The sequence below is a fragment of the Nocardia sp. NPDC004604 genome, assembly GCF_040609795.1.
Lineage (GTDB): Bacteria > Actinomycetota > Actinomycetes > Mycobacteriales > Mycobacteriaceae > Nocardia.
This window is the reverse complement of sequence record NZ_JBEXLC010000232.1, coordinates 1-9,332: the sequence shown is the minus strand read 5'-3', so window position 1 is coordinate 9,332 and position 9,332 is coordinate 1. Positions and strand designations below refer to the sequence as shown.

The window sequence follows — 9,332 nt, the reverse complement described above, 5'->3', positions numbered from 1 at the left end:
GTGATAACGCGGGATACGCCCGGTTCGCCCTCCCAGTGTATGGCGACCTGGTCGCCGTGCCCGTCGAGCACATGGCGGTCCACGCAGTTGTAGGCGACGTTGAGCTTGCCGTCGACGAACCACTTCGCGACGGGCGCGTCACTCCGATCCAGGACCTGGGTCCATGGCTGATCCCAGTGCAACCGCCGAGCCTGCTCGGCCCAGAACGCGTCGCGATCGGCGGCTAGGTCATACAGCGCACGCGAAGCGTTCGCGTTCGCGGCGAATGCCGGATCCGGCGGGTAGACAGTGTCGGTGGTCGTGTCACGGTCGGTGGTTGCACTGGTCAACGTCGATCTCTCCTAGCGAAACAACAAGGGCGGCAGGCTCGGTCGGATGTTCAGTGCACGACCGCCTCTTCCGCGCCGACACCGGTCAGCGAGCGCACCTCCATCTCGGCCTGCTTCGCCGGATCCTCCGGCTTACGCCCGCCGAGGAAGGTGCCGACCACACCGAGTACGAAAGCCAATGGGATGGACACGATTCCGGGGTTGGACAGCGGGAACCAGTCGAAGTCCGAACCCGGGATCATCGAGGTCTTCGTCCCGGATACCGCGGGGGAGAACACGATCAGCACAATGGTCGAGATCAGGCCGCCGTACATGCTGAACAGCGCTCCCGTGGTGTTGAACCGCTTCCAGAACAGCGAATACAGGATGGTCGGCAGATTCGCCGCCGCCGCGACCGCGAAGGCCAGCGCCACCAGGAATGCGATGTTCTGGCCATTGGCCAGGATGCCGAGACCGATGGCCAGCGCACCGATGACGACCGCGGTGATCCGCGAAACCTTGACCTGCTTGCGCTCGTCGACATTGCCCTTCTTGAGCACGCTGGCGTAGATATCGTGCGCGAACGACGCCGACGCGGTAATGGTCAGACCCGCGACGACCGCCAGGATGGTGGCAAAGGCAACCGCCGAGATGATGCCGAGCAGGATCACGCCGCCGAGTTCGAAGGCCAGCAGCGGCGCCGCCGAATTCTGCCCGCCCGCCGAGGCGAGGATGCGGTCCGGTCCGACAATGGCGGCCGCGCCATAGCCGAGCACCAGGGTGAACAGGTAGAACGCGCCGATCAGGCCGATCGCCCAAACCACCGAGCGGCGTGCCTCTTTCGCGGTCGGCACGGTGTAGAAGCGCATCAGCACATGCGGCAGACCCGCCGTGCCGAGCACCAGGGCCAAGCCGAGGGATACGAAGTTCAGCTTGGAGGTCGCGCTGCCGCCGTACTGGGCGCCGGGGGCGAGCACGTCACGGGCGGCCACGCCCTTGGACTTGGATCCGTGCACCGCATCCTGGGCCGAGCCGAGGATATCGGAGAAGTTGAAGCCGAATTTGGCGAATACCAGCACGGTCATCAGCGCCGCGCCGGTGATCAGCAGCACCGCCTTGATGATCTGCACCCAAGTGGTGCCCTTCATGCCGCCGACCAGCACGTAGACGATCATGAGCACGCCGACCACGGCGATCACGATGCTCTGTCCGGTCTTGTCGGAGATATCGAGCAGCAGCGCGACCAGACCGCCCGCGCCCGCCATCTGCGCCAGCAGATAGAACAGCGAGACCGCCAGCGTGGTCAGCGCGGCGGCGGTGCGGACCGGACCTTCCTTGAGGCGGAAGCTCAGCACATCGGCCATCGTGAATTTGCCGGTGTTCCTGAGCATTTCGGCGACCAGCAGCAATGCGACCAACCAGGCGACCAGGAATCCGATGGAGTACAGGAATCCGTCGTAGCCGTACACCGCGATGGCGCCCGCAATGCCGAGAAAGCTTGCGGCGGAAAGGTAGTCGCCCGCGATGGCGATGCCGTTCTGCGGTCCGGAGAAGCCGCGGCCGCCGGTGAAGTAATCGGCGGCGGTGCGGTTATTGCGGCTGGCGCGGATCACCACGACCATCGTGATGGCCACGAAGAGGCCGAAGATGGCGATATTCGCGGCGGGATTGCCGACCGTCGCGGCGGCGGCAAGATACTGCTGGCTCACGCCTGGCCTCCCTCGAGGTAGTTGCGGATCGACGCGGCGCGCGGATCCAGTTCCTTATTGGCGAACCGGACGTAGAGCCAGGTGATCACGAACGTCGATACGAACTGACCGAGGCCGAGCAGCAGGCCGAGATTGATGGTGCCGATGACCTTGGTGGCCATGAAATCGTGCGCGTAGGCGCCGAGCAGCACGTAGCTCAGGTACCAGACCAGGAACAGTGCTGTCATTGGAAAGACGAAGCGGCGCAACCGACTTCGCAGTTCCTGGAATTGGGGACTCGATTGCACGGCGGCGAAATCCTCGGCGCTCGGTGTACGTCGCGGGGCGACGTCATCGATGTCGGTACTGGTCATCTCGGGTCCTACCTTGTGACGTGGCTTACTACCCGCCGACCATAAGGGGAGCTTCGTGAGCGAATCATGATGTGGCGTGGGTCACTCCGCGAAGGCGCCTGATTGTGCGGTGAACGGTCGGCTGGCCGCGACGAACGGTCGGCGGTCAGCTCGACCGCAGCACCCGCTCCCGGTCGGCGCCCATGCCGAGCCGCTCGGGGGCGTGCATGCGGACGAAGATGCGCCCGATCCGGCGGGCGCTCTGCCCCGGCGTCAGCTTGCTGACCAGCATCATCGCCGCGAATGCGAGTGGCACGCTGATCGCCGCGGGATAGCCGAGTATCGCGGCGGGCCAGCCGTTTGCGAGCCCATCGGAAATGCCGCCGGTCACCGATACCGCGGTCGCCCCGCCCGCGGCCGACCCGCCGACGATCAGTCCGGTCGCCGCGCCCTTCGCCGTCAGGCCGCGCCACCAGATGCCGAGCACCAGCAGCGGACACAGCGTCGAGGCGGCCACCGAAAAGGCAAGGGCGACAGTGCGGGACAGATCCAGCGATACCACGGTGAGCGAAAGGCCGAGTGGCACAGCACCGGCGAACAGCGCGGCGGCCCGGAAATCGCGAATCCGCCCGCGCAGCATATCGGTGCTGAGCACGCCCGCAATGCTGACGAGCAGTCCGGAGGAGGTGGACAGGAATGCCGCGATCGCACCCGCGGCCACCAGTGCCGCCAGCAGTTGCCCCGGCAGGCCCGCGAGCACGGAACCGGGCAGCAGCACCACCGCGGCATCGGAGGTGCCGGTGATCAGCAGCTGCGGCACATACAGCCGTGCGAAAACTCCGAGCAGAATGGGGAACAGGTAGAACAGTCCGACCAGACCGATCACCGCGAGCGCGGTGGTGCGCGCCGCCCGACCATCCGGATTCGTATAGAAGCGCACCAGCACATGTGGAAGTCCCATGGTGCCGAGAAATGTGGCGATGATCAGCGAATAGACCTGGTAGGTGGGATGCGCGCCGCCGAATCCGCCACCGGGTGCCAGCCAGGCCGCGCCGTCGGTCGGTGCTCCGGCCACCACCGGCACGGCGGAGCCCGGCTCCAGGGTCAGTTCGGTGCCCGCCGCCAGTTCGTGTCCACCCGGCGTCAGCAGCACCGGACCGTCCACCGCGCGTCCGTCGAGCGTGCCGGTGATCGAAACCTGTTGTGGTGCATCGACGCGAACCACCACGCCGGTGCTGACATCCACCGTGGTGCGCTCGGTGACCACCGGGGGCGCCGGGGTGCCGAGTTCGCGATCGTCGGCCAGGAAGTGGCCGAGCAGCACCAGCGCCGGAATCGCCACCGCGGTCAGCTTCAACCAGTACTGGAATGCCTGCACCAGCGTGATCGACCGCATGCCGCCGCCAGCCACATTGGCGATGATGATCGCGCCGACCGCCACCGCGCCGACCCATTTCGGCACGTTCAGCAGAATGTGCAATGTCAGTCCCGCGCCCTGGAACTGCGGAATGAGATACACACCGCAGACCAGCACCACCACGACCGCCGCCAGCCTGCGCAACCGCAGCGATCCGAGCCGGAACTCCGCGAAGTCCGGCACGGTATACGCCCCGGACCGCCGCAGCGGAGCCGCGACGAACAGCAGCAGCCCGAGATATCCCGCGGTGAATCCGACCGGATACCACAATGCGTCCGCACCGTACTTTGCGATCAGTCCGGCGACGCCGAGAAATGAAGCGGCCGAGAGGTATTCACCGGAGATCGCCGCGGCATTCCAGCGCGGTCCGACGCTGCGCGAGGCGACCAGGAAATCAGAGGTGGTGCGCGCCAGCCGGACACCGTAGACGCCGATCGCGACCGTAGCCAATGCCGCGAAGAGCAAGGCGAGCACCGTGAGTGCCGGGGCGGTCGGGGTGTTCACGGCCTGCCCCGATCGGTGCCGCGCGGTCTGGCATCCGGTCGGCAGCACCGATGCGCGGCGGTGGGACGTGATGCGGCATGACCGCTTCTGTCGGTGTCGGCCGAGCTCCTGTCCGTCTTACTCGTCGCAGTGTCTGGAAACCCGGCCGGGCGAGGGTGAGCGAGCGGGGATACGACGCGGCCCCTTTCGTCGCTGCGGACCGAGTTCCGGTCCATCCGACTCGTCGTAGTGCGTGGCTGCCCGGCGGAGCGGAGGCGGGCGAGCGGTGGTGCGGCGCGGAACATCGATTCAGTCCTCGGCCAATTCCAGGAAGTCCTGCTCATTGCGTTCGGCCAGTCGGACGTAGAGCCGCCCGACGCCGTACAGCAACGGATACACCGCGACGCCGAGCAGCAGCCACGGCAGCCGCACCCCGAGCACGACGAACGATCCGGTCGAGCCGAGCCGGAAAAGCACCGGGAGCGAACACAGGACGAGGACCATGACCAACCCGACCCGCAAAGCCAGCCCCAGCTGGGCCCGGATCAGCCCACCGATCAGCGCCGCACCGATCTCGGTCTGCTCGACCACCTCCGTGCGGGTCCGCACGCGGCGTGCGCCGCGACGTTCGGCGAGCACAACGCGCTGGCGGGTCGGGCGCTGCTGCGGTGCGGTCATGGATTCGTCCACTGCTGGCGCGGCCCGTGCACCAGGCGCTGCTTCAGTTCGCGCACCTGCCGACGGCTGACCGGCAGTTCCACCGCCCCGGCCCGGCCATCGGCCCGCAGCCGGACCACCGTCGCATTGCCGACCGTGCGCAGCCCGGTCACCAGCCGCAGCGCCACCAGATACGACCGGTGCACCCGCAGGAACCCGGCGTTCTCCCAGCGGGATTCCAAGGCCGACAGCGGAATCCGCACCAGATGTGAGCCCGCGTTGGTATGCAGCCTGGCGTAGTCGCCATCCGCCTCCACCCAGCTCACGCTGGACCGGTGCACCAATGTGGTGACCCCGCCCAACTCCACCGGGATGACCTCGCTGGGATCGGCCTGCGGTTGCGCGACGGCCGGTGCGGCACCGCGCGCCCCCGCGATCCGGCGCACCGCCTCGGCCAGCCGCGCCTCGCGCAGCGGTTTCAGCAGATAGTCCACCGCACCGAGATCGAATGCTGCGATCGCCCGGTCATCGTGCGCGGTCACGAAGACCACGGCGGGCGGAGTGGCGAACTCCGACAGGATCCCCGCCAACTCCATCCCGTCCAGCCCGGGCATATTGATATCGAGGAATACCGCATCGATCGGATGGACCCGCATCAGCCGCAGCGCACTGGTCGCGTCATTCGCGCTGTGTATCTCCCCGACGCCCGGTTGCGCGCGCAGCAAATAGACCAGCTCGTCCAGAGCTGGCTTCTCGTCGTCCACGGCGAGCACACGCAATGCGGCGGCGGACTGGTCGGTGGTCCGGGTCACAGTCGTTCCATGGTAAATGCCGCCTCCGCGCCCCGGATCGGATATCCGCACCAGGTGAAATCGGCCAGGATGGCATCGGTGGCACAGCCGGGGCGGGCGCTCAGGCCTGGATACCCGCGCGGAATTTCGGGACGCGGAGGCTGACCTTGGTGCCCGCGCCGGGGGCGGTCTCCACGATCAGGCCGTAGTCATTGCCGAAGGCGGCGCGCAGGCGGTCGTCGACATTGGCCAGACCCACATGTGCGGATTCGCCGGAACCCGCTGGGCCGGTACCGGTTTCGATGGCATCGAGCGCGCCGGAGCGCAGCACGTCCGGATCCATCCCGATCCCGTCGTCCTCGACGCTGATCACGCAGTCGGTGCCTGCATCGGCCGCGACAATGGTCACGGTGCCGCCGCGCGCCGCTCCGGCCAAACCGTGTCGAACGGCGTTCTCCACCAACGGTTGCAGCGCGAGGAACGGCAGCACAACACCGAGCACCTCGGGCGCGATCTGCAACCGCACCTCCAGCGCGTCACCGAACCGGGCGCGCTCCAGGGCCAGATAGCGTTCGATATTGCGCAGTTCGTCGGACAGGACCGTGAACTCCCCAGCGGCGCGGAAGGAATACCGGGTGAAGTCGGCGAACTCCAGGATCAGCTCGCGCGCCCGGTCCGGATCGGTTCGCACAAAGGACGCGACGGTATTGAGCGCGTTGTAGATGAAGTGCGGGCTGATCTGCGCCCGCAGCGCCCGTACCTCGGCCCGGTCGAGCCGGGCCCGCGATGCGTCCAGCTCCGCCAATTCCAGCTGTCCGCAGGCGTATCGCGCCACCTCCGCGACCGTGCCGAGCCGTCCCGGCTCCGGCTTCCCGGTGGTCACTACCCCCAATGCCCCCAAAGCCCCAGCGACCCCGGTATTTTCGATGAGCAGTGGCTGCGCGATCACCGTGCGCCCGGCATGTTCGCCCCGACCGGGCCCCGAAACCAGCACCGGCCGCTCGGTCGCCACCGCCCGCCGGGCCGCGTCGGCGAAGGGTTCGGCCAGATCCGAATGCGGCCCGTCCCAGGCCAGCAGCGTGCCGTCGGCATCGGCCACCCCCAGCGCATCGGCCCCGGTGAGCGCCCGCAGATGCGGTGCGGCCTCTTGGGCGGACCGATCGGTCAACCCCTGCCGCAACGGACGCGCGGCCAGCGACGCAGTGTGCAGCGCGGTATATACCGCCCGTTCGGCCGGAGTGGTCACCATCCGCCTGGTTCGCGACCAGACCAGCAGCGCGCCGACGATCAACACCGCACCGGCAACGACCGCGATAACGGCGGTCGTCATCGTGGACCCATCGAACGCGTCTGTCGCTGCCAGCTCATCGCCCGATTATCGTCGTGCCTCCACCGAATGCGGGGTCAACAGCACAGATCGTAGATCCGCCAGGCGGCGCTTCGGGTGCCCGATACAGTCTTCCCGTGACGGCGGGCTACTCCGGGACTCCTCTGGCCAAGAAGATCGGCATCAAACCAGGTCACCGGGTGGTGCTGTGTCATGCGCCAGCGCGCTGGCGCATTCCCGATCTGCCACCGGATATCGTGATCGCCACCGACGATCCGGCGGGCGCGGACGTCGTCCTCGCGTTCTATCGCGAACATGGCGACCTGGCGGCCGAGGCACCGCAACTCGCCGCCGGGCTGACTCCGGGTGCGATGCTGTGGATCGCTTGGCCGCGCAAGGCGGGCGGGCACGTCAGCGATATCGCCGAGAACGATCTGCGCGAGTTGCTGCTCCCCATCGGCGTCGTCGATGTGAAGGTGGCCGCGCTCGACAACGATTGGTCGGGTTTGAAATTCGTCTGGCGCAAGCGCACATGATCGCGGCTCGCGTAGTGTCGAGCGATCCGCGGATCACCCCACTGTCGCGGAAATCGGACAGCCGTAATAGTGGGTCGCCAGACGCGCCGGTGATCTTCACCACCGACACGCCGGGCACCTGCGTGAGCCCGGCGCGGCAGGTCCGAACTCGTCGGTGGGGACCCCTAGAATCGCTACACCAACCCCCGTCGAGACCTTGGGAGGAAGGACCGTCTTGGCCGCCTCGTCCGGATCGTTCGTTCACCTGCACAATCACACCGAGTACTCCATGCTCGATGGTGCGGCCAAAATCTCTCCGCTCTTCGCCGAGGCAAAACGGCTGGGAATGAACGCGGTCGGTATGACCGACCACGGCAATATGTACGGCGCCTCGGAGTTCTACAACTCCGCCAAGAAGGCCGATATCAAGCCGATCATCGGGATCGAGGCCTACATCGCACCGGGTTCCCGGTTCGACACCAAGCGCGTGCAGTGGGGTGATCCGAGCCAGAAGGGCGACGACGTCTCCGGTTCCGGTGCGTACACGCACATGACCATGGTCGCGGAGAACGCGACCGGCCTGCACAACCTGTTCAAGCTGTCTTCGCTCGCCTCGCTGGAGGGCCAGCTCGGCAAGTGGGCGCGCATGGACGAGGAGATCATCGCCGAGCACGCCGCGGGCATCATCGCCACCACCGGCTGCCCATCGGGTGAGGTGCAGACCCGCCTGCGCCTGGGCCACGACCGCGAGGCCCTGGAGGCGGCGGCCAAATGGCAGGAGATCTTCGGGCCGGACAATTTCTTCCTGGAGATCATGGACCACGGCCTGTCCATCGAGCGCCGGGTCCGTGAGGGGCTGCTCGAGATCGGCAAAAAGCTCGGGATCCGGCCGCTGGCCACCAACGACTGCCACTACGTCACCAAGGACGCCTCGACCAACCACGAGGCGCTGTTGTGCATCCAGACCGGTAAAACCCTCAGCGACCCAACGCGTTTCAAGTTCGACGGGGACGGCTACTACCTGAAGTCCGCGGAGGAGATGCGGGCGATCTGGGATATGGAGGTGCCCGACGCCTGCGATTCGACCCTCCTGATCGCCGAGCGGGTGCAGTCCTACGACGAGGTGTGGCAGCACCGTGACCGGATGCCGATCTTCCCGGTGCCGGAGGGCCACGACCAGGCCAGCTGGCTGCGTCGCGAGGTCGACCTCGGGCTGCAGCGCCGTTTCCCGGACGGCGCGCCCCAGGAATATCTGGACCGGGCCCAGTACGAGATCGGCGTCATCCTGGAGATGGGCTTCCCGGCCTACTTCCTCGTCGTCGGCGACCTGATCAACCACGCCCGCGACGTCGGCATCCGCGTCGGTCCCGGCCGTGGTTCCGCGGCCGGTTCGCTGGTCGCCTACGCGCTGGGCATCACCAATATCGACCCGATTCCGCACGGTCTGCTCTTCGAGCGCTTCCTCAATCCGGAGCGCGTCTCGATGCCCGATATCGATATCGACTTCGACGATCGCCGTCGCGGTGAGATGGTCCGCTACGCAAGTGAGAAGTGGGGCACCGACCGGGTCGCCCAGGTCATCACCTTCGGCACCATCAAGACCAAGGCCGCCATCAAGGACTCGGCGCGAGTGCTGTTCGGGCAGCCCGGTTTCGCCATTGCCGACCAGATCACCAAGGCGCTGCCGCCGCCGATCATGGCCAAGGACATCTCGGTCTCTGGCATCACCGATCCGGAGCACGAGCGGTACAAGGAGGCCGCCGAGGTCCGCGAACTCATCGGCAACAATCCAG

9 protein-coding genes are annotated in these 9,332 nt (G+C 67.0%); 2 read left to right on the top strand and 7 right to left on the bottom strand.

What is annotated here, in order from left to right:
• The 7 genes from ABZW16_RS41595 to ABZW16_RS41565 form a co-directional block, all read right to left on the bottom strand.
• Positions 1-329, bottom strand: a 329-nt coding sequence (locus ABZW16_RS41595; RefSeq protein WP_354961664.1) for an acetyl-coenzyme A synthetase N-terminal domain-containing protein, incomplete at its 3' end; no start/stop codon positions are given.
• A 50-nt stretch (positions 330-379) separates the two neighbouring features.
• Positions 380-2,017, bottom strand: a complete 1,638-nt coding sequence (locus tag ABZW16_RS41590; protein WP_354961663.1) for a cation acetate symporter — start codon at positions 2,015-2,017, stop codon at positions 380-382.
• Positions 2,014-2,370 (bottom strand): DUF485 domain-containing protein, encoded by a 357-nt coding sequence (locus ABZW16_RS41585; RefSeq protein ID WP_354961662.1) that lies wholly within the window; start codon positions 2,368-2,370, stop codon positions 2,014-2,016. The genes ABZW16_RS41590 and ABZW16_RS41585 overlap by 4 nt, the downstream gene beginning before the upstream one ends.
• Positions 2,371-2,515: 145 nt before the next feature.
• Complete coding sequence (locus tag ABZW16_RS41580) at positions 2,516-4,270, bottom strand: cation acetate symporter (protein ID WP_354961661.1); 1,755 nt, start codon at positions 4,268-4,270, stop codon at positions 2,516-2,518.
• 288 nt (positions 4,271-4,558) lie between these two features.
• Complete coding sequence (locus tag ABZW16_RS41575; protein WP_354961660.1) at positions 4,559-4,927, bottom strand: hypothetical protein; 369 nt, start codon at positions 4,925-4,927, stop codon at positions 4,559-4,561.
• Positions 4,924-5,718: a LytTR family DNA-binding domain-containing protein gene (locus ABZW16_RS41570; RefSeq protein WP_354961659.1), complete on the bottom strand. Its 795-nt coding sequence runs from the start codon at positions 5,716-5,718 to the stop codon at positions 4,924-4,926. The genes ABZW16_RS41575 and ABZW16_RS41570 overlap by 4 nt, the downstream gene beginning before the upstream one ends.
• A gap of 100 nt (positions 5,719-5,818) precedes the next feature.
• Positions 5,819-7,027 (bottom strand): histidine kinase, encoded by a 1,209-nt coding sequence (locus ABZW16_RS41565; protein WP_354961658.1) that lies wholly within the window; start codon positions 7,025-7,027, stop codon positions 5,819-5,821.
• Between the two features lie 134 nt (positions 7,028-7,161).
• Here ABZW16_RS41565 and ABZW16_RS41560 point away from each other — a divergent pair, with 134 nt between their 5' ends.
• Positions 7,162-7,560: a DUF3052 domain-containing protein gene (locus ABZW16_RS41560; RefSeq protein ID WP_354961657.1), complete on the top strand. Its 399-nt coding sequence runs from the start codon at positions 7,162-7,164 to the stop codon at positions 7,558-7,560.
• A 268-nt stretch (positions 7,561-7,828) separates the two neighbouring features.
• Positions 7,829-9,332: DNA polymerase III subunit alpha (gene dnaE / locus ABZW16_RS41555; RefSeq protein ID WP_354961665.1), on the top strand; the 1,504-nt coding region annotated here is incomplete at its 3' end.